Genomic DNA, 21,558 nt, shown 5'->3' on the forward strand with positions numbered 1-21,558 from the left:
GTATGTTAATAAGTATAATTATTCCTGTTTATAATGAGCAAGAAAACCTTGCAAACAGTTTGTCGTTTTTGTGCGAACAAGCTAACAGGTTTCCTCTAGAAATTATTGTGGCTAATTCTCCTGAAACCTCAGACGAAACTCCAAAAGTTTGCAAGCAATACGCTAAAGTTACGTTTTTAAATTGCAAAACAAAAGGAAGAGCAGCTCAAATGAATGCTGCTACAAAAGTGGCTAAAGGTAGTATATTTTTGTTTTTACATGCTGATGTACTTCTTCCTGATGATTTCTATATTCAAATAAAATCGGTTATTCAAGATGGAAATCAATTTGGGTTTTTTGCATATCAGTTTAATAAAAACTCACGACTTTTGGCTTTCAATAGTAAGTTTACAGTCAAAGATGGACTTTTTGCTGGAGGTGGAGATCAATGTCATTTTTTTACTAAAGAAACATTTTTAAAGTTAAAAGGATACAATGAAAACTTTTGTATTATGGAAGATTTTGAAATGATGGATAGAATCAGAAAACAAAAAATTCCTTTTGCCATTATTCCATCTAAAGCTACAGTGAGTGCGAGAAAATATGAAACTAATTCTTGGCTAAAAGTAAATGTAATTAATGGCTATGTATTTTTAAAATACAAATTAGGTGTAGATCCTATTAAATTAAGAAAAACCTACAAAAGTTTATTAAGAGAGTCTGTTTAATTGTGTAAATAATACGTTTCTCTTTTACAAATCGTTTTGTTAATTATGATATAATTTCGTTGACAACTTGATAAACCAATTCGTTTTCGTATCCTTTTCTCATTAAAAAACCAATGAGTTTTTGTTTTCTTTTGTGGATATTAGACTCAGATATTACATTATTTCTATTTTCTGTAATTCTATAAACTGTTTTTATGTATTCTTTTTCATCAATCTCTTTCAATGCAGTTTTAATATTGTAGGCAGAAATATCTTTAAATTTTAGTTCTCTAACAATTCGTTGTTTACCCCAGTTTTTAATTCTGAATTTTCCTCTAGCAAAACTTTTTGCAAAACGTTCTTCGTTCAAAAAATTATCTTGCATTAGGCTCAATAAAATAAGCTCTTTTGCTTCCGTAATTAAGTTGAACTCTCGCATTTTTTGTTCCACTTCTTTATGACATCGATCTTGGTACACGCAATACTGCTCTAACTTTCGTTTGATTTCATCAACAGTAAATACTTTTTTTTGCATTAGTTTCTGTTCTAAAAATAGTTGTATTCACCTTATTTTTTACCCTCAACTACAACAACAATTTCACCTTTTGGTGGTTTTTTAGTAAAATGAGCTAAAACTTCTGTTGCTGTTCCTCTTACAGTTTCTTCGAACATTTTTGTGAGTTCTCTAGACACAGAAACTTTTCTGTCAGCACCAAAATATTCAACAAAATGTCCTAAAGTTTTTACCAATTTATGAGGCGATTCGTAAAAAATCATGGTTCTTGTTTCTTCAGCTAAGAGTAAAAAACGAGTTTGCCTTCCTTTTTTTACAGGTAAAAACCCTTCAAAAACAAATTTATCATTAGGCAAACCAGAATTTACCAAAGCTGGTACAAAAGCAGTTGCACCTGGTAAACATTCTACATCAATATCATTTTCTACGCAAGCTCTCGTTAATAAAAACCCAGGATCAGAAATTGCAGGCGTTCCAGCATCAGAAATAACAGCGCAAGTTTCTCCACTTTTAATTCTATTTAAAATTCCCTCAATAGATTTGTGTTCATTGTGCATATGATGACTATGCATTTGTGTAGAAATTTCAAAATGTTTTAGCAACTTTCCACTTGTTCTGGTATCTTCTGCTAAAATAAAATCGACTTCTTTTAGAATACGAATCGCTCTAAAAGTCATGTCTTCTAAATTACCAATTGGTGTTGGCACTAAATACAGTTTACTCATTAATGGTGGTTTTTAGTTTTTGGTTGATGGTTTTTAGTTGATTTAGTACTGATTTGACCAACAACTAAAAACTAAAAACCAACAACCATTTTTAAATTTCTTCATAAGTTTCTACAGTTATATCTGCAACAACATCTCCTGTATGTTTTGTAGTTAGAGGTTCAAATAAAAGAATATGAACTTCTTCTTTGGCAACAGGTTTGTGTTCTACTCCTTTAGGTACAATATAGAATTCACCTTCATTTATGGTTACAATTTCATCTCGTAAATGCATTTCTAAAACACCTTTTTTCACCATAAAAAGTTCATCTTCATTGTTATGCTTATGAAAAACAAATTCTCCTTTTATTTTTGCCAATAAAATTTGCTGTCCATTCAATTCTCCTATTTTTTTAGGTGACCATAAATCTGTAAAAAGCTGGAATTTTTCGTGAATATTAACTACGCTCATAAAAACAAATTTACAAAGATTTTAATGGATAAAATGTGTAATTTTGCACACAGATCTCGAAATAAATTTGAGAAGATAATTTAAGGATATTCGCTTTTGGCGAAAGAAAATTTTCAATAAGAAATGTACAGAAGTCATTCTTGTGGTGCCTTAAGAGCATCACACATTAACACAGAAGTTACACTAGCAGGTTGGGTTCAAAAATCTAGAGACAAAGGTTTTATGGTTTGGGTAGATTTGCGAGATAGATATGGAATTACACAGTTAATTTTTGATGAAGAACGTACTTCTAAAGACATCATAGAAAAAGCAAAATCTTTAGGTAGAGAGTTTGTAATTCAAGTGAAAGGTACTGTTATTGAAAGAGAATCTAAAAATGATAGGTTAGCTACTGGTGATGTTGAGGTTTTGGTTACTGAACTAGAAATTTTAAACGAGGCTAAATTACCACCTTTTACAATTGAAGATAAAACTGATGGAGGAGAAGACATCAGAATGAAATATAGATATTTAGACATTAGAAGAAATCCTGTGAAAGACAGTTTGATTTTTCGTCATAAAGTTTCTATGGAAGTTAGAAAGTATCTTTCTGAACAAGAATTTATAGAAGTAGAAACTCCGTATTTAATAAAATCTACACCAGAAGGCGCAAGAGATTTTGTAGTGCCTTCTCGTATGAATGAAGGTCAGTTTTACGCATTACCTCAATCACCACAAACCTTTAAACAACTATTAATGGTTGGTGGAATGGATAAATATTTTCAGATCGTAAAATGTTTTAGAGACGAAGATTTACGTGCAGACAGACAGCCAGAATTTACGCAGATTGACTGTGAAATGGCGTTTGTAGAGCAAGAAGATATCCTAAATATTTTCGAAGGATTAACACGTCATTTATTAAAAGAAATCAATAATGTTGAAGTGGAAAAATTTCCAAGAATGTTATATGATGATGCCATGCGTTTGTATGGAAATGACAAACCAGACATTCGTTTTGGGATGCAGTTTGGCGAGTTAAATGAAGTAACACAACACAAAGATTTTGGCGTTTTTAACAATGCAGAATTGGTGGTTGGCTTTGCTGTTCCTGGAGGAAATGCTTATACAAGAAAACAGATTGACAACCTTATTAAATGGGTAAAAAGACCACAAGTTGGTGCTTTGGGAATGATTTATTGTAGAGTTAACGAAGATGGTTCTTTTAAGTCTTCTGTAGATAAATTTTACGATCAAGAAGATTTGGCAAAATGGGCAGAAAAAACCGATGCTAAAAAAGGAGATTTAGTGGTTGTTTTATCTGGTGAAACCAATAAAGTTAGAGCTCAATTATCTGCGTTAAGAATGCATTTAGCAGAAGAATTAGGTTTACGTAAACCAAACGAATTTGCTCCACTTTGGGTTATAGATTTCCCATTGTTAGAGTTAGATGAAGAAACTGGACATTATCATGCAATGCACCATCCATTTACATCGCCAAAACCTGGTCAACTAGAATTATTAGACACAGATCCTGGAGCTGTAAAGGCAAATGCGTATGATTTGGTTTTAAACGGAAATGAAATTGGTGGAGGTTCTATCAGAATTCATGATAAACAAATTCAAGCCACAATGCTAAAACACTTAGGTTTTTCAGAGGAAGAGGCTAAAGCGCAATTTGGTTTCTTAATGGATGCTTTTGAGTATGGAGCACCACCTCATGGAGGTTTGGCTTTTGGTTTAGACAGATTGGTTGCCATTTTAGGAGGCCAAGAAACTATTCGTGATTTTATAGCTTTCCCAAAAAATAATTCTGGAAGAGATGTTATGATAGATGCTCCTGCTTTTATAGATGATGAGCAACTAAAAGAATTGAGTTTGAAGTTGGATATTCAAGAATAAATTTTGAAATTTTTATATATAGACCTTACAGGTTTTTAAAACCTGTGAGGTCTTTTCGTTTAACAATTTTTCTTACTTTTAAAATATGAAAAAACTAATCATATTATTATTGCTATTCACTACAATAATTACTTTCTCACAAGAAATTACAGGAGATGAATTACTAAAAAAAGCAATTCAATTTCATGATCCAAATAACAATTGGGCAACCTTTAAAGGCGAATTATTGGTAACTATGGAAACTCCTAAAAGTGCACCAAGAGAAAGTAAAATCAATATTAATTTGCCTAAACAATATTTTTCAGTTAGTGCAAAAAGAGATACCATTACAACAGCATTTATTGTTAATAAAAACCAAATTAGTTATTCTTTTAATGGAGATGATAATCCATCAGAAGAAATTAAAAAGAAATACAATTTGAATGCTGAACGTGCTAATTTGTATAAAAACTATTATACCTATTTATACGGTTTACCAATGAAGTTGAAAGATGAAGGCACTATCATTCATCAAAAAGTAGAAAGAAAAATGTTTAAAGGAAATGAATATTTAGTGTTAAAAGCAACTTACAAGAAGGAAGTTGGTAAAGATACTTGGTACTTTTATTTCAACCCAAAAACGTATGCAATGGAAGTCTATCAGTTTATTAAAGACACTACAGATAGTGGAGAATATATCTTATTAAAAGGTTTAGAAAGCATAAATGCTATTAAAATGCCAAAAGTAAGAGCTTGGTATTATAACAAAGACGATAAGTATTTAGGGACTGATATTTTATCAAGAAAGTAAAAAAATGACATACCCAAAGGAGTTTAAAGAAGCGATTAGTAATTTACCATCAAAAGAGAAGGATAAGCTCATTTTACGCTTGCTAAAAAAAGATATTCCGTTAGCAAATCGTTTACTTTTTGAATTGGTAAATACAGATTCTGTAGAACAACAAAGAGACAAAACTGAAAAAATGCTCCTAGATTTAGTGAGTAAAAATGCTAAAGATAGCTATTATACAATTGGATATTTAAATTGGGATGTTAGAGATTTAAGCGGATTTATAAACCAGCATGTAAATATTACCAAAGATAAATTTGGTGAAGCACACTTAAATTTAGTAATGATAAATGAGGTTTTAACACTTAATAGAAACTTTATTTTAAATAGTAAACCACCTGCAAAAAGAAAAAAGTTTTGTATTGCAGTAATCGCTAGGGTTTTTAAAATTTTATTAATTATAAATAAGTTAGATGACGATTTTTTAATTGAATTTGAGGAAAATTTACAGGTTTTAGGAAATTTAATAGCTGATAATAAATTTCTTTTGGAAGAAGCCATAAGAAATGGTTTAGATGTAAATTGGTTAACAACTCCAGATATACCAGAAGATATTATTACCATTCATAAAGAATTGCGCGCCAATGGGTTTTTGAAATATCACAAAAGAAGCTATTAAAATAAAAATGCCAACAAAAAACAAATATTTAAAACGAATTTTACTCTGGAGATACAAATACATTTCTGAGCGTCAGTTTGTGTATATTTTAAGCATTTTAGTGGGGTTTTTAGCAGGTATGGGAACTGTGGTTTTAAAAAATGCCACGCACTATATTCGATTACTTCTATCTATCGATTTTTTAAAAAATCACCAGAGTTCGTTATATTTTATTTTTCCCATTATTGGTTTATTAATTGTTGTGATCATCAAAAAAAATTGGCTAAAAAAACATATTGGTCATGGAATTTCAACCACTTTGTATGCCATTTCTAAACGTAAAGGAATTATCCCCAATTACAATATGTATGCTTCTTTAATAACAGCGCCATTAACGGTTGGTTTTGGAGGTTCTGTTGGGTTGCAAGGGCCAGCTGTAAGTGCAGGTACAGCTTTGGCATCTTACACATCGCGTTTGTTTCATATGAATACAAAAACAAGAATGTTATTGATTGGTTGTGCAACTGCTGGTGCAATGTCATCAATGTTTAAGGCGCCAATTGCAGGTATTGTTTTTGCTTTAGAAGTATTTAGTTTAGATATTGCCTTTGTGTCTTTAGTGCCGCTTTTATTGGCTTCTGTAGCTGCAATTGTAACCTCTTATTTCTTTTTAGGTTCAGATGTGTTGTTGGGTTTTGAATTGAACGAAAAATTCGAAATTAGTGAAATTGGTTTTTATGCAATTTTCGGAATTGTTACAGGCATTATTTCTGTCTATTTTTCATTCATATATTTCGCGATTCGAAAGTTTTTTTATCGCTTTGAAAAACGTTTTACGCGCTTTATAATTGGTAGTGTTGTTATTGGTATTATTTTATTTTTAATGCCTTCTTTGTATGGTGAAGGTTATGGATTAATCAATAATTTATTAAAAGGAAACCATATTGAAGCTATTGGAAATACACCTTTTCCTTTTGATAAAACCAATATTTGGATTTTGGTTGGACTCTTATTACTCATCACTTTTTTTAAAGCGATAGCCATGAGTACAACGTTTGCGGCTGGTGGAGTTGGCGGAATTTTTATCCCTACTTTAGTAATGGGAAGTGCCTTAGGCAATGCTTTTGCCAAAATCATCAATAACTTAGGATTTGGTTTTCACGTTTCTGAAGCCAATTTTACGCTAATTGGAATGACAGGTTTAATGGCAGGCGTTTTACACGCGCCTTTAACTGCCATTTTTTTAATTGCAGAAATTACAGGAGGTTATGATTTATTTGTGCCCCTAATGTTGGTGGCTGCTATTTCGTTTGCCTTTACAAAATACTTTATTTCGAACTCTATTTACACTTATAAACTGGCACAAAGAGGCGAACTCATTACGCATAATAAAGATAAAAATGTGTTGATGATGATGGACATTAACCAATTGATAGAAAAGAACTTTAAAGCTGTACACCCTGAAATGTTTTTAGGAGAAATGCTAAAAAAGGCGGTTGCCAAATCAACCAGAAATATTTTTCCTGTTCTTGATAAAGAAAAACAGTTTTTGGGTATTGTTTTATTAGATGATATTCGCCCAATAATGTTCGATTCAGAAATGTACAAAAGTGTAACTGTACAAACCATTATGAAAGCTGCACCAGAAACCATTCAATATGATGATTCTGTTTCGCAAATAATGCAAAAATTTAAAGAAAGTGGCGCCTGGAATTTACCTGTAATTAAAGGAAATACCTATGTTGGTTTTATCTCAAAATCGAAATTACTAACTGCGTACAGAAATAAGTTGATTGAAGTTACTGCTTAAAAAGCTACACATGTTGATCAATTAAAATCATATTTCCATCAGGATCAAAAAACATGAAGTTTGCTGGGCCAGAAGTAGTTTCGTCAGCTTCACTTACCAATTCAATATGGTTGGCTTTTAAGTGTTTTTGAATGGCTCTAACATCATCAAAATCATCCAACTTGTTGGCGTTTTCATCCCAACCAGGATTAAAAGTTAAAATATTGTTCTCAAACATTCCTTGAAATAAACCTACTAAGGCATTTCCGTTTTTAAGAATGAAGTAATTCTTTTCTATTTCTCCTGCAAATACAGTAAACCCCAAAGTTTCATAAAATGCCTTCGATTTATGAAGGTCTTTTACTGCTAAACTGATAGACATTGCCCCTAATTTCATCATAAAAAGTTTTTTGTTGATGGTTTAAAGTTAACAAAAAACAATGAAATAAGTGTTTTTAATTGGCAATTAGTACGTTACAGAAAATGTACTCATTTCTAATACAGGCTCAACATCATCACCCTCTGTATAAACGCCGGCTTTTAAATAGTAGCTGTTTTGGTAGTTATTCCAATCTGCACTTGGTGTTAAACTTTTGGTGTACGTAATATCATTTGTAGAAATCTCGAAAGAAGCTGAACCATTTTGTATGGTTACGTTTATAGAAAGCTCGTTGCCAGCAATGTATAATGGTCCTGTATGCGTGCTGTAGGTAGATTTGCTTTCATCTGGCGTAGTTTCTGTAGCTTTAATTTTAATGAATTTATCATCATCAACATATACACGAATCCAAGGTCTGTTTACACCACCTCTGTTATGTATTTGTGCAATGGTTACTCCATTTTCAGGAATATTGTTTAAGGTAGCTGTGTATGCCATTTTTTTATAAATACTTAGTGGTTTTTCGGCTCCTGAGTTTTCTTTCAATTCTGTTCTATGACTATCGCCTGCTAAACAAGTCATCATTACATTGCCATTATCATAAATATCCATCCAGTTTTCGTTATCAACACTGTTTGCTAAAAAAGTATCTCTATCTCCAGTATTTTTAGAAATCCAGCTGGTTTCAACAACCAAAACTCCAAAATCAACAGCTTTCGGTGTTATGGTTGGTTCTTCTATAACATCGTCAACTTCTTCATCAACAGCATTGCTAGAGCAACTTAAAATAATAGTAAATAAGAAGAGGTATTTAAAACAAGATTTAAGCATAGTTCATACTATTTATAAAATTGAATAATAAAGATACAACACAAAGAAATATGATAATATAAATTAACAATACTTTGATAATAAGCCTATTGTTTATTTTTCTATGGATAACAAAACCATACGCAACTCCATATAAGAAAACGAATCGTCTACTTTTTCTTTAAGCTCAGTTAAACTTTTAAACTCAATATTTTCAATTTGATTGATGATTTTTTTATAACGTTTTAAATCAATTAATTCTAAAATATCAACTTCTCCAGAAGGAATAAAACTTGCCAAATGACTTTCTATTGTGCCAGAAGTTAAACTGCGTTCTTTGGCAATTTCTTTGATAGATAAACCTGCTTTAAACAATTCAAACGTAATTTGTTTGGTAGGTTTTTTGGCCTCTTTTTTTTGCTCGTTTTCTTTATTGATGCCGTTTTCAGCACAATATTTTTCTACTACTTCCAAAATTTCTTCTCCGTATTTTTTTACACGGATTTTACCCATTCCTTTAATTTTTAAAAGTTCTTTCTCAGATCTAGGTATGGCTTCACAAATGGCATACAGCGTTTCTTGAGTAAAGATTTGAAAGGCAGGTATATTTTCTGCGATTCTAATTTCGTCTCTTAACTCGCGTAATTTTAAAGCCAATAATGGATCTTTTCTGGTGGATATTTTTTTCTTCTTTTTGGGTTCTGTTTTTTGAAGAACCGCATTTGCCCTAACCTGCAAATACTCTTGAACTTTAAAACCAGCTGTCATTTTTTCGAGTGCAAATAGTTTTTCTTCTAATTTTTCTTGAAGACTATCAAATTGTTTAGAGAAATCTTTTTTCACGGCTTTATTATCCGAAGAAAAAGAAATAGTTTCTAATGGTTTTTGGAGGTTTGTTTTGGTTTGATTAATAAAATAAGCAACACCTTTTGTAAAGCGTTCTTGAATTTGACTACTGTTTTCTGGCAATACGTTATCTTCTGATAATAATTTCAATTGATTTTTGAATCCGTTAGAAACCTTCATTAAATTTACAACTCCATCGTCTTTTATAGTTTGTAAATGATCAATTACATCTCCTTTTATGGAAGTTTGATTTCTGTAAAAAATATCGATTAATCGTGTTGTAGGATATAAAAAAGGTTGATAATCGAATAATTCTGAAATTAAATTCAACTGAAATTTTTTTTCAGAAGCATTTAAAACAGTTTCATCTGGATGATTTTCTTCTACACTTTCATTAAAAACACTTACAGTTTGGTCGTTAATTATGGCATTACTCGTAATTGGTGTTTTTAAAACCAAACCTTCTAAAGATGTGCATCTACTTAAAGCTACGTAGGTTTGGCCGTGCGCAAAAGAAGCTTCTGCATCAATAATGGCTTTTTCAAACGTTAAACCTTGACTTTTATGAATGGTAATTGCCCAAGCCAAACGCAAGGGAATTTGTTTAAACGAACCAATAATATCTTCTTTAATTTCTTTGGTTTCATCGTTTATAGAATAATTTACGTTATCCCAATTTTCTCTTTCTGTAACAATTTCATCAATTTCATTCGGGCACTGCACAGTTACAGTTTCTTTAGAAATATCTGTAACAATACCAATTTTGCCATTAAAATATCTTTTTTCTAGTGACGAATCATTTTTGATAAACATTACTTGAGCACCCACTTTTAGTGCTAGCTTTTCATCATTTGGAAAAGCATTTTCATTGAATTTACCAGTTACATCAGCTTCAAAAAAATAGCTTTTGTTTTTAAGTTTATTCAATTCAGAATCGTTAATTAAATTGGCTCTTTTGTTGTGCGTAGTTAACGTAATGTAACCATCGTCTTTTGTAGGCGAAAAGTTAGGTTGATAACGTTGATTTAAAATTTTTGCTGAAGTTTCAGATAAATTATCATTTCTAATTTCATTTAAAACCTGAATAAAATCTTCGTTTTTCTGTCTATAAATATGCTTTAATTCTATAGAAACCACATTGGCTTCTTGATACGCTTTTGAACTAAAAAAGTAGACGGTTTCGTAATGATTTCTGAGTAAACTCCATTCGTTAGGTTTTACAACTGGTGCTAACTGTTGCAAATCGCCAATCATTAAAACTTGGGCGCCACCAAATACTTTATGTCTGTTTTTATAACGACGCATTACTTGATCTATACCATCTAGTAAATCTGCTCTAACCATTGAAATTTCATCAATAATTACCAAATCTAACGATTTTATAATATCGATTTTAGTTTTAGAAAAACGTCTTTGTTGCTGATTATTTTGAACCTGATTGGGTAAAATTGGTCCAAAAGGCATTTGGAAAAAAGAGTGAATGGTTACCCCTTTTGCATTAATTGCAGCCACACCTGTTGGTGCAACAATAACCATCCTTTTTAAAGATTCATTTTTAATTTGATGTAAAAAAGTAGTTTTACCTGTACCTGCTTTTCCTGTAATAAACAGGTTTCTATCTGTTTTTTCAATAAAATTAACAGCAAGTTCTAATTCAGGATTTTTAGACATTTCAACTTTTTTTGGATGCAAGATAAACAATCAGACAAAATTAAAACAAAAATGCTTTGATATTTAAATTTTCGAGATCGCAAAAAAACCTAAAAACTCAAGAGCTTTTAGGTTTTAGGGGTAATAAAATAAAGGGTGGTTTTATTAAATAGCTCTTTTTAATTGTAAAAGCTTATTTGTTGAGTGTATGTACTTGTTGTAAATTAAATCATACTGAATTAATTTTTCAAAAGTGTATGGTGCTTCATTAGGCTTACCAAGTAATTTATCACCATTGGCCAATTCAGTAACCTTTAAATTCAGTTTATAATTATTGCTACTATGATCTTTAATGCCTATAGCATCTCTAAAATTTTTAACTAGAATGTTTTCTTGTGCTAATAAACTTTTTCTACCAGTAGTTTTATCAACTATAAATATTTTTGCATGGATATTGTTTGCACCACGAATTTTTTTAAGGATAATAGTTTCTACATTAAAAACAAAGTCTGCAGAAGGTCTGCATTCAAACTTTTGCTTAGCAAGCACGTTTTCAAGGTCTATACGATTTAAATTAGAGTTAGTTTCGAACGATTCGTTCTTTTTTGTATTAAAAGCAAATACAATAATTACAACTACAGCTATCGCTGTAATTTTAAGTAGGGGTTTCATACTTAGGGATTTAAGGGTTGTTACAAATATATTACTTTTTTATATAATGTACAAAATGTTTATTTTTAAAATAAATATGAGCTTACATTTTAACTTATACAGTTGATAATTAGTAGTATATGTTTTTTTTTTATTTTAGTTTGGTTGTAATCCATTAAAAAAAAGAAAAGCTAAAAAATCATTAATAAAAGTTCATAGAGCCAATTTTTACCATTATTTATTTAAAATAGTTACAGAATAACTAGTATCTTTGTTATACTTATGAGTACAATTTTTTTATTTATTGGAGCACCAGAAATATTTGTAATTATGTTAATTGTAGTTATGGTATTTGGTGCTGATAAAATTCCTGATATTGCCAGAGGCTTAGGAAAAGGAATGCGTCAAGTAAAAGACGCAACAAATGATATTAAAAGAGAAATTAACGATACTTCTAAAGAACACAATTTAGATACCAATATTGCAAAAGACATTAATAAGGAAATTAGAAGTGTAAAAGACAATATTGATGATTTTACAGGACCTATTAAAAGAAATAGGTAACCATTCTGTTTTATATTCTTCAAAAATTTTTAGCCTACTTTAGTTAAATTTATTTTTATTTATTCTAAATAAATACTTATTTTTGTAGCGTGAGTATTTTTACAGACATACAATTCAACATTAGGTTAGAACAATATACGTTTTGTCACTATCAGTTAAATATAGATGACAAAAAAATAAAACTTACTTTTCCTCAACTATTACAGCTCCGTAATAAAATTAAACAGCACACTACACCAGAAAATCTAGAACATATCATTCAAAATGACAACTATGTGTTATTATTTATTGCAGATAAAAAACATTTAGAATTTTTAGAGGTGCCAAAATTGTTAGATTTAAAAGAAGAAATAGAATGCTGCTTTTATAGTTATTAGTGATAGTTAGATAGACTATATTCCTTTATTTAGATTCCGTTTAAATTTGTTTTTATCCATAGATATAATCTGTTTTATTTGTATTTTTGTATAACAAATATTGATAATTATGAAAACAGCAATAAGAAGACAAATGACAATTCATCCAGAAGTAATGGATGCTTTAAACGGTCAAATAGCATTAGAAATGCACGCATCTGCCTCTTATTTAGCAATGGCTTCTTGGTGTGATCAGAGAGAGTTACTTAATAGTAAAGCCTTTTTTTACAAGCAAGCTGAGGAAGAAAGAGAACATGGAATGAAAATTTTTAACTTTATAAATGATGCTGGTGGTGCTGCAATTTCTCCTGCAATTCCAGAAGTAAATAACGATTTTGAAAGTTTAAAAACAATTTATGAAACTTCATTAGACCAAGAGATACACGTAACACAATCTATATATAAATGTTTTAAAAAAGCTAGAAATGTAGATGATTTTGCCTCTGAAGTATTTTTACAGTGGTTTGTAAACGAGCAAGTAGAAGAAGAAGATACTGTAAGAAGTATTTTAGATGTATTTGAGTTAATGGGAGATATGCCTTTAAAAATGATTGATGAAAGATTACCAACAGAATAAAACACCTCTGAAATAAAACCGTTAGCCGAAACAAATTTGTTTCGGCTTTTTTTATTTAAAAAATTACTTCTATTTCTATTGCAACAAATTGAGATAAGAAATGGATAGATGTTAATAGAAACAAAGAAACAAATCTTATAAGAGTTTCTTAACAAAAAATTCTTAACTACTTTTTGTATCTTTGTTACAATCACGAAATCGATTGAGATGTTTTTAGAACTACTTTCTTATTTAAAATTCTTAATCAAGCGCAATCCAGAATAATGTTCTTTTAACTGTCATTTCGCACTTGATGCGAAATCTCTTATAATAAAATCTAATAAAAATTGATGAACAAGATTCCTGTTTTTACAGGAATGACAAAATAGAACAGTATGCCTTTTTATCATAAATTAGGAGAAATTCCACCCAAAAGACACACCCAATTCCGTAAAAAAGACGGTAGTTTGTATTACGAACAACTCTTTGGTACCATTGGTTTCGATGGTATGTCTACCAACAGTTACCACGAACACAGGCCAACAATGGTCAAAGAAATCAGAAAGCAATATTCTATAAAACCAAAAATTGCAAAAGCCAATAATATTCAATCGTATCGCTTTCGTGGATTTCAAGTTCCGCCAGAAAACGATTATTTACAAAGCAGAAAAGTGGTATTAACCAACTCAGATTGTAATATTATTTTGTCTGCACCAAAAAAATCAACAACAGAATATTTTTATAAAAATACAGATGCAGATGAGGTTATTTTTATCCATAAAGGATCAGGAAAACTAAGAACGCATTTGGGAAATCTCGATTTTAAATACGGAGATTACCTAGTAATTCCACGAGGAATTATTTATAAACTAGATTTCGATGATGAAAACAATCGACTTTTTATAGTAGAATCTTACAGTCCTGTTTACACACCAAAACGTTATAGAAATTGGTTTGGTCAGTTGTTAGAACATTCGCCATTTTGCGAGCGAGATTTAAGAAGACCTTACGAATTAGAAACCTATAATGAGTTAGGCGATTTTTTAATCAAAGTAAAAAAACAAGGCGAAATTATAGAAATGGTCTATGCATCTCATCCTTTTGATGTAGTTGGTTACGATGGTTATAATTTTCCGTATGCATTTTCCATTCACGATTTCGAGCCAATTACAGGTCGTATTCATCAACCACCACCTGTGCATCAAACTTTCGAAACCAATGCCTTTGTAATTTGCAGTTTTGTGCCACGTTTGTACGATTATCATCCAAACTCAATTCCTGCACCTTACAATCACAGCAATATAGATTCAGATGAGGTTTTATATTATGTAGATGGCGATTTTATGAGCAGAAATGATATTGATCAAGGTCATATTTCCTTGCATCCAGCAGGTATTCCTCATGGTCCACATCCAGGAACCACAGAAAAAAGTATTGGCAAAACAAAAACAGAAGAATTAGCAGTTATGATAGACACTTTTAAACCTTTAATGGTTACAGAAGAAGCTATGAAAATTGCTGATGAAGAGTATTACAAATCTTGGCTTCCTCCCATAAACCCTCCAAAAGAGGGGAACACTCAATCTTAAAATTTGCAGTAAAAAGTTCTTTAAAATAATAATTATTAGAAGCTATTTCGCGCTTTCACTACTCAATTTTTTTGCCTTTCAGGACAAAAAAGATTTCAAACAAACCGTTCAATCACGGCTAAACTTGTTTGCAAACAAAGAGATTAAGTAAACATATAGCTTTTGCAAAAACAAAAGACCTTTCAGGTTTTTTGTGCTGAATTTATTTCAGTATTAAAACCTGAAAGATCAGCTAAATCATAAAAAATGTCAAAAAAAATAGAATCAGTAAACTACGGTTTAGAAAAAATATTTTCTGGAGCACAAGATTTCCTTCCATTGCTAGGTACAGATTATGTAGAATTTTACGTTGGTAATGCAAAACAAGCAGCACATTTTTACAAAACAGCATTTGGTTTTCAATCGTATGCTTATCGTGGATTAGAAACAGGATCAACAGATTCTGTGAGTTATGTGTTAACTCAAGACAAAATAAAGTTGATGCTAACAACCCCATTAAATAGCAAATCACCAATAAACGATCATATTGTAAAACATGGTGATGGAGTTAAAATCGTTGCGCTTTGGGTAGAAGATGCAAGGCAAGCTTATAAAGAAACAACATCTAGAGGTGCAAAATCTTATATGGAACCAACTATAGAAACAGATGAATTTGGCGAAGTTGTAAGAGCAGGAATCTATACCTATGGAGAAACTGTGCATATGTTTGTAGAACGTAAAAACTATAAAGGTGCATTTTTACCAGGTTTTCAAAAATGGGAATCAGATTACAATCCACCAATTGCAGGCTTAAAATACATAGATCATATGGTTGGTAATGTGGGTTGGAATCAAATGGATATTTGGGTAAAATGGTACGAAGATGTTATGGGTTTCGAAAACTTTTTGTCTTTTGATGATAAGCAAATCCATACAGAATACTCAGCATTAATGAGTAAAGTAATGTCTAATGGAAATGGACGAATCAAATTCCCCATAAACGAACCAGCAGAAGGTAAAAAAAGATCGCAAATAGAAGAATATTTAGATTTTTACGAAGGTGCAGGTGTACAACATATTGCAGTTGCCACAGATGATATTGTTGCAACAGTAACACAATTACGCTTAAATGGAGTAGAATTTTTATCTACACCACCAGAAGAATATTACAGAGCAGTTCCTGGTAGATTAGAAGAATTTAGCCACGAGTTAAGAGAAGATATAGAAAGTTTAAAAGCGTTAGGTATTATGATTGATGCAGATGAAGAAGGGTATTTATTGCAAATTTTTACAAAACCAGTAGAAGACAGACCCACTTTGTTTTTCGAAATTATCCAGAGAATGGGCGCCAAAGGTTTTGGAGCAGGAAATTTTAAAGCCTTGTTTGAATCTATAGAAAGAGAACAAGCCAAAAGAGGAACTTTATAAGGTTATAATAAAGGTTTAATAGCTATGAAGACTATTAAACCTTTGTTTTTTATCTTTGAGTATTTAAAATAGCCTAGAAAAATTATTTACATGAAAAGAATTGTAAGAAAAATAGCCAGAGATATTAAAGATATTGCAAAAGTGAATGAGTTAGATGAGGTAGAACTTACTCTAGAGTTAATTGCTTTTTTAGAAGAAAAAAAGAAAAAAGATATTGTTAAATTATACACCAAAAAAAAGAAAATTTCTGTTTTGGATGTTTGTAAAAAGTACGGAATTTCATCAAAAACTTTTTATCAAATCCTAAAGGATAACAATATTGAGTCTGACAGAAAATACCCAAAGTCTAGCTAAAAGATGGAAAGAGACCAAATTTTAAAGGCTATAGAAGAAAAGTACGACAAATTAGGCGTTCCTGTAGATGCTATGTTAGAAGGCTTGTTGTGGAGTTCACCAATTACTTATTGGGATTATATTCAAACAGATGCACTTTTAGGCTTACAAACTCCAAGAACCAATCAACCAGATGAAATGGTGTTTATCATGTACCATCAGGTAAATGAATTGCTCTTTAAAATGGTTTTGTGGGAAATTGAACAAATAGCAAAAGCGGTTGTATTAACAGCAGATAAATTTTCGATGCATTTGGGTAGAGTTAGTCGTTATTTCGATATGCTATGTAGCTCTTTTAATGTGATGACAGATGGTATGGAAAGAGATCAATATTTAAAATTTAGAAACACTTTAACACCAGCAAGTGGTTTTCAGTCAGCACAATATCGAAAAATTGAATTTGCATCTACAGAATTAATTAATCTTATAGATATCAGGTTTAGAGATACTATTAATAGAAATTCATCTTTTAGAAATGCGTACAATCATTTGTATTGGCAAGCTGCTGGTAAAAATTATACCACTGGTCAAAAATCTACCTTATTAAATTTGTTTGAAAAAAAATATATGGGAGATTTTATAGATTTTATGGAAGATTATAATGATATTAATCTGTCTTTAAAATTTAAACAATTGCCAAAAGAGGTTCAAAAAAATAAAGATTTAATCAAAGCCATGCGTCATTACGATTATACTGTAAACGTAAAATGGGTTATGGCACACTACAATGCTGCAAGTAAATATATTGGTGGTGATGCCTCAGATATTGAAGCTACAGGTGGTAGTAATTGGCGTAAATATATGCATCCAAAGTATCAAAAAAGAATTTTTTATCCTTACTTATGGACCAAAGAAGAGTTAGAAAATTGGGGTACTTTTTAAGAAAATATTTTTAAAGAAACGTTAAAACTTCTTTTATTTACTTTAAACAAATTTCTTTTTTAATTTTGGTACAGGTTTTGTCATTCCTTTTTTATATGTTTGGTTTATATGAAAAAGTGTATCTGTTTATTTTTCACATTGTTTTATTTTTTACTTAGTCAAGCTCAAGAAAAAAAAATTGCGTTTAAAAGCGGAGAATCATTGCGTTATAAAATGAGTTATAGTGGTTTTTTACGTGCTGGTACTGCTGTTTTAGAAGTAGAAGAAAAGTACCTTAATGGTAAAAAAGTTTTTTATACAAAAGGTACTGGTTGGACTTCTGGTATGATTAAGTGGTTTTTTGAAGTTGATGATTTATACGAATCTTATTTTGATAAGGATTCCATAAAACCTTATTTATTTAAAAGAAAAATAAATGAGGGAGGTTACAAGAAACACAGAATTACCTCTTTTAACTACAATTCAAATAAAGCATATGTACAAGATTTTACAAATCAAAAAGACACTTCTGTAGCATTTACAAATGTGCAAGATATGTTATCTTCATTTTATTATTTAAGAAATACAGATACTAAACATCTTGAAAAAGGTGATGAAATAGCTTTAGATATGTTTTTAGACAGTAAAGTGTATCCTTTTAAATTAAGATTTTTAGGTAGGCAAGTATTAAGAACAAAATTCGGTAAGGTAAGTTCAATGATATTTAGACCTTTAGTAGAATCTGGCAGAATATTTAAAGAACAAGAAAGTGTTACCATTTGGATTACTGATGATGCCAACAAAATACCCATAAAAATGGAGGCTTCTTTGGCTGTAGGTTCTTTAAGAGCAGAGTTAGAGGCTTACAAAGGTTTGGCAAATAATTTCAAAAAAATAAAATAGTTTAGCATTGTTACTTACCTTTTAACGTAAAACTTGCCATTCAGTTTTATCAGAAGAAATAATAAAAAACGATTTAGCAACTTCTTGTTTTAGATTCAAAAGAAATCAATTTTATTTGTACTTTTGATATCGATCTAAAACAGCCCATTTTCATTGAAAAAAACACTTATTTTTTTAGCTTTTATTCTTTCTTTTTCATCTTGTAAAAAAGAAGTGCCTAAACCTGTAATTGTTAAAAAAGAGGTGCCTAAACCAGAGATTAGATTTGGTTATAAAATTGATGATTATAAAGTAATTCAAGATACCATAGAAAGTGGCGAAAGTTTTGGAATAATTTTAGACAGGCATCACGTAATGTATCCTAAAATAAACCAAATTGCAGCTGTTGTTAAAGATACTTTTGATGTAAGAAGAGTTAGAGCAGGTAAGCCATATACTATTTTAGCAAGTAAAGATTCTACAGAAAAAGCTCAGGTTTTTATTTATAAACACGATAAAATTAATGCTACAATCTTAGATTTTAAAGATTCTACAATAACTGCAATGCGTTATAAAAAACCTATTAAAATTTTAGAAAAAGAAATACAAGGAACAATTACCTCAAGCCTTTCTGCAACTATGGATAGCTTAGGATTAAATACAAATTTAACTTGGCGAATTGCAGATATTTATGCGTGGACTTTAGATTTTTATAAACTTCAAAAAGGAGACACGTTTAAATTTGTTTACGAAGAAAAATTTATTGATGACAGTACTTTTGCAGGTTATGGTAAAGTAAAATCGGCAGTATTTAAACACAGAGGTAAAGATTTTTATGCATTTCGATTCTTAGCAGATTCCATTTTAAATATTCACGAATATTATGATGAAAATGCCAAAATGTTGAGAAGTCAGTTTTTAAAATCACCTATAAAATTCCAATACCGAATTTCATCAAGATATAATTTACGTAGAAAAATTGCCTATTATGGTAATAGAGTAAAACCGCACAGAGGAACAGATTTTGCTGCAAGAATTGGTACGCCAATCATAGCAACAGCCAATGGTACTGTAGTAGAATCTACCAGAAGAGGAGGTAATGGAAAATTTGTAAAAATAAAGCACAACAACACCTATTCTACTCAGTATTTACATATGAGTAGACAAGCCGTAAAAAAAGGGCAATATGTAAAACAAGGTGATGTTATTGGTTATGTAGGGATGACAGGAAACACTGGAGGCCCACATGTTTGCTATCGTTTCTGGAAATATGGCAGACAAGTAGATCCGCTCAAAGAAAAATTACCAGCAGCAAAACCTATGAAAAAAGAAGTAAAACCCGTCTTTTTCGAGTTTATACAACCACTAAAATATCAATTAGATTACGATAGAGTTCCTGTAGAGGAGCCTACAGAAGTAAATGAAATCATAGCAAAAAACTAAAAAATGGCTTTACCAAATCACAACCCAACCAAAACACAATCTTGGCAAAAACTTACAAATCACTTTAACGATATTCAAAATATCACTATTAAAGATTTGTATAAAGATGAAAATAGAGTATCAGACTTTTCTTTACAGTTTGATGATTTATTGGTAGATTTTTCTAAAAACAGAATCACTAAACAAACTATAGATTTATTAATAGAATTGGCAAAAGAAGTTGGTTTAAAAGAAGCAATTGAGTGTCAATTTAATGGTGAAGAAATTAATGTTACAGAAGGCAGAGCTGTACTACACACAGCCTTAAGAAGCACTTCAGAAGAGCCAGTTTTGGTTGATGGTAAAAATATTAAACCTCAAATACAAACAGCTTTAAGAAAAATTAAAAGTTTTTCTAACAAAGTAATTTCTGGTAAATGGAAAGGATATACAGGTAAATCAATTACAGATGTTGTAAATATTGGTATTGGTGGTTCTGATTTAGGACCAGATATGATTGTAGAATCACTTAAATTTTATAAAAATCAATTAAACACACACTTTGTATCTAATGTAGATGGCGATCATGTTTCAGAAATTATAAAAACATTAAATCCAGAAACTACACTTTTTGTAATTGTGTCAAAAACATTTACAACGCAAGAAACCATTTCTAATGCAGAAACTATTAAAAACTGGTTTTTAAAATCGGCTACTATTTTTGATATTCCTAAACATTTTGTAGCCGTTTCTACAAATTTAGAAGCTGTAGATAGTTTTGGTATCGATAAAAAGAATGTTTTCCCAATGTGGAACTGGGTTGGAGGGCGTTTTTCTTTATGGTCTGCTGTTGGTTTATCTATCAGTTTATCTGTTGGTTTTGACAATTACAGAGCTTTATTAGGTGGCGCAGAAGAAATGGATATCCATTTTAGAAATGAGGAATTTGAGAATAATATTCCTGTAATTTTAGCATTAATTAGCATTTGGTACAATAACTTTTATTTGGCTGAAACTGAAGCTGTGCTGCCTTATTCGCAATATTTAAAGAAATTGCCAGATTATTTACAACAAGCCATTATGGAAAGTAATGGAAAAGGGGTAGATAGAAATGGCGATAAAATTGACTACCAAACAGGTACTATTGTTTGGGGAAGTACAGGAACCAATATGCAACACGCTTTTATGCAATTGGTACACCAAGGTACCAAGTTAATTCCTGCAGATTTTATTGGTTATAAGGAATCTTTATATGGTTTAGAAGATCATCATAAAAAATTAATGGCAAATTATTATGGCCAGATGGAAGCGCTAGCTTTTGGTAAAACTAAAGAAGAGGTACATTTAGAATTGCAATTTTCTGGTGATGAAGATAAAATCAATAAATTACTTCCTTTTAAGGTTTTTGAAGGGAACAGACCAAGTAATGCAATACTTTTCGATAAACTTACACCTAAATCTTTGGGTAAATTAGTGGCTTTATACGAGCATAAAATATACACACAAGGTATTTTATGGAATATCTATAGTTATGATCAATTTGGTGTTGAATTAGGTAAAGAATTGGCTAAAAAACTACTGAACAAACAATAGGTTTCTTTAAACATCTTTAACTTACTAAAAACTTAACTCGAAATTAAGTTTTTAGTAATAAAGCTATTT

At 30.6% G+C, this 21,558-nt stretch carries 22 protein-coding genes; 15 read left to right on the forward strand and 7 right to left on the reverse strand.

What is annotated here, in order from left to right; genetic code table 11:
- Positions 1-2: 2 nt before the first annotated feature.
- On the forward strand, positions 3-707 hold the full coding sequence (locus SJY27_RS11045) for a TIGR04283 family arsenosugar biosynthesis glycosyltransferase (protein WP_397444898.1): 705 nt from the start codon (positions 3-5) through the stop codon (positions 705-707).
- 43 nt (positions 708-750) lie between these two features.
- On the opposite strand, the gene SJY27_RS11050 is transcribed toward SJY27_RS11045, so the two are convergent.
- From SJY27_RS11050 to SJY27_RS11060, 3 genes are all read right to left on the reverse strand, one after another.
- Positions 751-1,221, reverse strand: a complete 471-nt coding sequence (locus tag SJY27_RS11050; RefSeq protein WP_397444899.1) for a regulatory protein RecX — start codon at positions 1,219-1,221, stop codon at positions 751-753.
- Between the two features lie 32 nt (positions 1,222-1,253).
- The gene (rsmI, locus tag SJY27_RS11055) at positions 1,254-1,925 is read right to left on the reverse strand and encodes a 16S rRNA (cytidine(1402)-2'-O)-methyltransferase (RefSeq protein WP_397444900.1); all 672 of its coding nucleotides are present in this window, start codon (positions 1,923-1,925) and stop codon (positions 1,254-1,256) included.
- A 91-nt stretch (positions 1,926-2,016) separates the two neighbouring features.
- On the reverse strand, positions 2,017-2,376 hold the full coding sequence (locus tag SJY27_RS11060) for a cupin domain-containing protein (protein ID WP_397444901.1): 360 nt from the start codon (positions 2,374-2,376) through the stop codon (positions 2,017-2,019).
- 123 nt (positions 2,377-2,499) lie between these two features.
- Between SJY27_RS11060 and aspS the strand changes: the two genes are divergently transcribed.
- The 4 genes from aspS (at position 2,500) to SJY27_RS11080 (ending at position 7,491) form a co-directional block, all read left to right on the forward strand.
- Positions 2,500-4,254, forward strand: a complete 1,755-nt coding sequence (aspS, locus tag SJY27_RS11065) for an aspartate--tRNA ligase (protein WP_397444902.1) — start codon at positions 2,500-2,502, stop codon at positions 4,252-4,254.
- A gap of 85 nt (positions 4,255-4,339) precedes the next feature.
- Positions 4,340-5,044, forward strand: a complete 705-nt coding sequence (locus tag SJY27_RS11070; protein ID WP_397444903.1) for a DUF6503 family protein — start codon at positions 4,340-4,342, stop codon at positions 5,042-5,044.
- 4 nt (positions 5,045-5,048) lie between these two features.
- The gene (locus tag SJY27_RS11075; RefSeq protein WP_397444904.1) at positions 5,049-5,702 is read left to right on the forward strand and encodes a hypothetical protein; all 654 of its coding nucleotides are present in this window, start codon (positions 5,049-5,051) and stop codon (positions 5,700-5,702) included.
- A gap of 7 nt (positions 5,703-5,709) precedes the next feature.
- Positions 5,710-7,491 (forward strand): chloride channel protein, encoded by a 1,782-nt coding sequence (locus tag SJY27_RS11080; protein ID WP_397444905.1) that lies wholly within the window; start codon positions 5,710-5,712, stop codon positions 7,489-7,491.
- Positions 7,492-7,495: 4 nt separating this feature from the next.
- On the opposite strand, the gene SJY27_RS11085 is transcribed toward SJY27_RS11080, so the two are convergent.
- From SJY27_RS11085 to SJY27_RS11100, 4 genes are all read right to left on the reverse strand, one after another.
- Entirely contained in the window at positions 7,496-7,867 is a 372-nt protein-coding gene (locus SJY27_RS11085) for a VOC family protein (protein ID WP_397447916.1), read from the reverse strand.
- A gap of 69 nt (positions 7,868-7,936) precedes the next feature.
- Complete coding sequence (locus SJY27_RS11090) at positions 7,937-8,680, reverse strand: polysaccharide lyase family 7 protein (protein WP_397444906.1); 744 nt, start codon at positions 8,678-8,680, stop codon at positions 7,937-7,939.
- Between the two features lie 93 nt (positions 8,681-8,773).
- Complete coding sequence (locus SJY27_RS11095; protein ID WP_397444907.1) at positions 8,774-11,176, reverse strand: helix-turn-helix domain-containing protein; 2,403 nt, start codon at positions 11,174-11,176, stop codon at positions 8,774-8,776.
- A 144-nt stretch (positions 11,177-11,320) separates the two neighbouring features.
- Positions 11,321-11,827 carry a hypothetical protein gene (locus tag SJY27_RS11100; RefSeq protein WP_397444908.1) on the reverse strand — a complete coding sequence of 169 codons (507 nt, stop codon included), beginning with the start codon at positions 11,825-11,827 and terminating at the stop codon, positions 11,321-11,323.
- A gap of 261 nt (positions 11,828-12,088) precedes the next feature.
- On the opposite strand from SJY27_RS11100, the gene SJY27_RS11105 reads away from it, so the two are divergent.
- The 10 genes from SJY27_RS11105 (at position 12,089) to pgi (ending at position 21,489) form a co-directional block, all read left to right on the forward strand.
- On the forward strand, positions 12,089-12,370 hold the full coding sequence (locus tag SJY27_RS11105) for a twin-arginine translocase TatA/TatE family subunit (RefSeq protein ID WP_397444909.1): 282 nt from the start codon (positions 12,089-12,091) through the stop codon (positions 12,368-12,370).
- Between the two features lie 89 nt (positions 12,371-12,459).
- The gene (locus tag SJY27_RS11110) at positions 12,460-12,747 is read left to right on the forward strand and encodes a hypothetical protein (protein ID WP_397444910.1); all 288 of its coding nucleotides are present in this window, start codon (positions 12,460-12,462) and stop codon (positions 12,745-12,747) included.
- Between the two features lie 109 nt (positions 12,748-12,856).
- Complete coding sequence (locus SJY27_RS11115) at positions 12,857-13,363, forward strand: ferritin (RefSeq protein WP_397444911.1); 507 nt, start codon at positions 12,857-12,859, stop codon at positions 13,361-13,363.
- A 374-nt stretch (positions 13,364-13,737) separates the two neighbouring features.
- Entirely contained in the window at positions 13,738-14,931 is a 1,194-nt protein-coding gene (locus SJY27_RS11120; RefSeq protein ID WP_397444912.1) for a homogentisate 1,2-dioxygenase, read from the forward strand.
- A 246-nt stretch (positions 14,932-15,177) separates the two neighbouring features.
- Positions 15,178-16,338, forward strand: a complete 1,161-nt coding sequence (hppD, locus tag SJY27_RS11125; protein WP_397444913.1) for a 4-hydroxyphenylpyruvate dioxygenase — start codon at positions 15,178-15,180, stop codon at positions 16,336-16,338.
- A 90-nt stretch (positions 16,339-16,428) separates the two neighbouring features.
- Entirely contained in the window at positions 16,429-16,692 is a 264-nt protein-coding gene (locus SJY27_RS11130; protein WP_397444914.1) for a hypothetical protein, read from the forward strand.
- 3 nt (positions 16,693-16,695) lie between these two features.
- On the forward strand, positions 16,696-17,613 hold the full coding sequence (locus SJY27_RS11135) for a tryptophan 2,3-dioxygenase family protein (RefSeq protein WP_397444915.1): 918 nt from the start codon (positions 16,696-16,698) through the stop codon (positions 17,611-17,613).
- A gap of 108 nt (positions 17,614-17,721) precedes the next feature.
- Positions 17,722-18,495, forward strand: a complete 774-nt coding sequence (locus tag SJY27_RS11140) for a DUF3108 domain-containing protein (protein WP_397444916.1) — start codon at positions 17,722-17,724, stop codon at positions 18,493-18,495.
- A 153-nt stretch (positions 18,496-18,648) separates the two neighbouring features.
- Positions 18,649-19,917, forward strand: a complete 1,269-nt coding sequence (locus SJY27_RS11145; protein WP_397444917.1) for a peptidoglycan DD-metalloendopeptidase family protein — start codon at positions 18,649-18,651, stop codon at positions 19,915-19,917.
- A gap of 3 nt (positions 19,918-19,920) precedes the next feature.
- Positions 19,921-21,489: a glucose-6-phosphate isomerase gene (gene pgi / locus SJY27_RS11150; protein ID WP_397444918.1), complete on the forward strand. Its 1,569-nt coding sequence runs from the start codon at positions 19,921-19,923 to the stop codon at positions 21,487-21,489.
- Positions 21,490-21,558 lie beyond the last annotated feature (69 nt).

The sequence above is a fragment of the Polaribacter sp. R77954 genome (assembly GCF_044595335.1).
Lineage (GTDB): Bacteria > Bacteroidota > Bacteroidia > Flavobacteriales > Flavobacteriaceae > Polaribacter.

Bases quoted from the DNA above. Each gene is read 5' to 3' on its own strand.
- SJY27_RS11045 (WP_397444898.1), top strand. From the start codon at position 3: ATGTTAATAAGTATAATTATTCCTGTTTATAATGAGCAAGAAAACCTT.
- SJY27_RS11050 (WP_397444899.1), bottom strand. From the start codon at position 1,221: ATGCAAAAAAAAGTATTTACTGTTGATGAAATCAAACGAAAGTTAGAG.
- rsmI (WP_397444900.1), bottom strand. From the start codon at position 1,925: ATGAGTAAACTGTATTTAGTGCCAACACCAATTGGTAATTTAGAAGAC.
- SJY27_RS11060 (WP_397444901.1), bottom strand. From the start codon at position 2,376: ATGAGCGTAGTTAATATTCACGAAAAATTCCAGCTTTTTACAGATTTA.
- aspS (WP_397444902.1), top strand. From the start codon at position 2,500: ATGTACAGAAGTCATTCTTGTGGTGCCTTAAGAGCATCACACATTAAC.
- SJY27_RS11070 (WP_397444903.1), top strand. From the start codon at position 4,340: ATGAAAAAACTAATCATATTATTATTGCTATTCACTACAATAATTACT.
- SJY27_RS11075 (WP_397444904.1), top strand. From the start codon at position 5,049: ATGACATACCCAAAGGAGTTTAAAGAAGCGATTAGTAATTTACCATCA.
- SJY27_RS11080 (WP_397444905.1), top strand. From the start codon at position 5,710: ATGCCAACAAAAAACAAATATTTAAAACGAATTTTACTCTGGAGATAC.
- SJY27_RS11085 (WP_397447916.1), bottom strand. From the start codon at position 7,867: ATGAAATTAGGGGCAATGTCTATCAGTTTAGCAGTAAAAGACCTTCAT.
- SJY27_RS11090 (WP_397444906.1), bottom strand. From the start codon at position 8,680: ATGCTTAAATCTTGTTTTAAATACCTCTTCTTATTTACTATTATTTTA.
- SJY27_RS11095 (WP_397444907.1), bottom strand. From the start codon at position 11,176: ATGTCTAAAAATCCTGAATTAGAACTTGCTGTTAATTTTATTGAAAAA.
- SJY27_RS11100 (WP_397444908.1), bottom strand. From the start codon at position 11,827: ATGAAACCCCTACTTAAAATTACAGCGATAGCTGTAGTTGTAATTATT.
- SJY27_RS11105 (WP_397444909.1), top strand. From the start codon at position 12,089: ATGAGTACAATTTTTTTATTTATTGGAGCACCAGAAATATTTGTAATT.
- SJY27_RS11115 (WP_397444911.1), top strand. From the start codon at position 12,857: ATGAAAACAGCAATAAGAAGACAAATGACAATTCATCCAGAAGTAATG.
- SJY27_RS11120 (WP_397444912.1), top strand. From the start codon at position 13,738: ATGCCTTTTTATCATAAATTAGGAGAAATTCCACCCAAAAGACACACC.
- hppD (WP_397444913.1), top strand. From the start codon at position 15,178: ATGTCAAAAAAAATAGAATCAGTAAACTACGGTTTAGAAAAAATATTT.
- SJY27_RS11130 (WP_397444914.1), top strand. From the start codon at position 16,429: ATGAAAAGAATTGTAAGAAAAATAGCCAGAGATATTAAAGATATTGCA.
- SJY27_RS11135 (WP_397444915.1), top strand. From the start codon at position 16,696: ATGGAAAGAGACCAAATTTTAAAGGCTATAGAAGAAAAGTACGACAAA.
- SJY27_RS11140 (WP_397444916.1), top strand. From the start codon at position 17,722: ATGAAAAAGTGTATCTGTTTATTTTTCACATTGTTTTATTTTTTACTT.
- pgi (WP_397444918.1), top strand. From the start codon at position 19,921: ATGGCTTTACCAAATCACAACCCAACCAAAACACAATCTTGGCAAAAA.